A 1,210-nucleotide genomic window follows, 5' to 3' on the forward strand; every position below is an offset into this window, starting at 1 on the left:
CGCCGACGAGCACGATCACCGCGATGGCGGCGAAAGCCTGCAGCAGGGCCTGGACGAGGCCCGCCACCAGCGAGCCGCCGCCGCCCTGCGCGCCGAGCACGCTGACCAGGAAGAGCAGGGGCACGACCGCAATGTCCTGGCTGATCAGCACGGCAAAGCTGGCCCGGCCGGCCGAGGAGGTCATCCGCTTCTTGGCCGAGAGCAGTTCCACCACCATCGCCGTCGACGACAAAGCGAGGCCGAAGCCGATGATCAGGGCCGCCGTCGTCGGCTGGCCGAGCGCATAGGCGACGCCGCCGATCGCCGCCGCCGACAGCACGATCTGGCCGATGCCGAGCCCGAAGACGAGCCGGCGCATGGTCTTGAGACGCTCGAAGGAGAGTTCGAGTCCGATCACGAAGAGCAGGAAGGCGACGCCGAGCTCGGCGGGGCCGGCCAGCGCCTCCGGGCTCGAGACGGTGATCGTGCTGAGCAGCGGGATCGAGGAGACCAGACCGCCGAGGCCGAAGGGGCCGAGCAGCGCGCCGCAGGCCATGAAAGCGACGACCGAGTTGATCTTGAAGCTCTTGGCGAAGGGCACGATCACGCCCGCCGTGGCGAGCACCACGGCAGCGTCCTTGTAGACGGACGGATCGACGGTCGCGGCCAAGGAGAACGCCTTGCGATTCGAACTGGAGGAGGGCGGGCCGACTGTGCGGTTTCAGAGGCGGCGACACAACCGTTGCGGCGCAGCATCGCGGCGATATTTGCTTTTGCTGCTTGAGTCTTAGCGCTGCCGCCTTGCGCGGCGCCGTCCACGGGCGGTTTCCTGCCGCGCGCTTCCGGGCTAGCGTCCGGCGCTCCCGTTCAGAAGGCTTGCGCATGCGTTTCACCGGCACCGAGAACTATGTCGCCACCGAGGACCTGACAGTGGCGGTCAATGCCGCGATCCGGCTGGAACGCCCGCTGCTGGTGAAGGGCGAACCCGGCACCGGCAAGACGGTGCTCGCCGAGGAGATCGCGGCCGCGCTGGGCGCGCCGCTGATCACCTGGCACGTCAAGTCGACGACCAAGGCGCAGCAGGGCCTCTACGAATACGACGCGGTCAGCCGCCTGCGCGACAGCCAGCTCGGCGACCCCCGCGTCTCCGAGATTTCCAACTACATCCGGCGCGGCAAGCTCTGGGAGGCCTTCGTCGCGCCTGAACGGCCCGTGCTGCTGATCGACGAGA

2 protein-coding genes are annotated in these 1,210 nt (G+C 68.7%); one reads left to right on the plus strand and one right to left on the minus strand.

Annotation, left to right across the window (positions count from 1 at the left end):
- Positions 1–649: cation:proton antiporter domain-containing protein (locus Q8M82_RS05555; protein WP_305690382.1), on the minus strand; the 649-nt coding region annotated here is incomplete at its 3' end.
- Positions 650–861: 212 nt separating this feature from the next.
- Between Q8M82_RS05555 and Q8M82_RS05560 the strand changes: the two genes are divergently transcribed.
- On the plus strand, positions 862–1,210 hold a 349-nt coding region (locus Q8M82_RS05560; RefSeq protein WP_305690383.1), incomplete at its 3' end, for an AAA family ATPase.

It is taken from the genome of Allobosea sp. (genome assembly GCF_030694325.1).
In the GTDB taxonomy this organism is placed as follows: Bacteria; Pseudomonadota; Alphaproteobacteria; order Rhizobiales; family Beijerinckiaceae; genus Allobosea.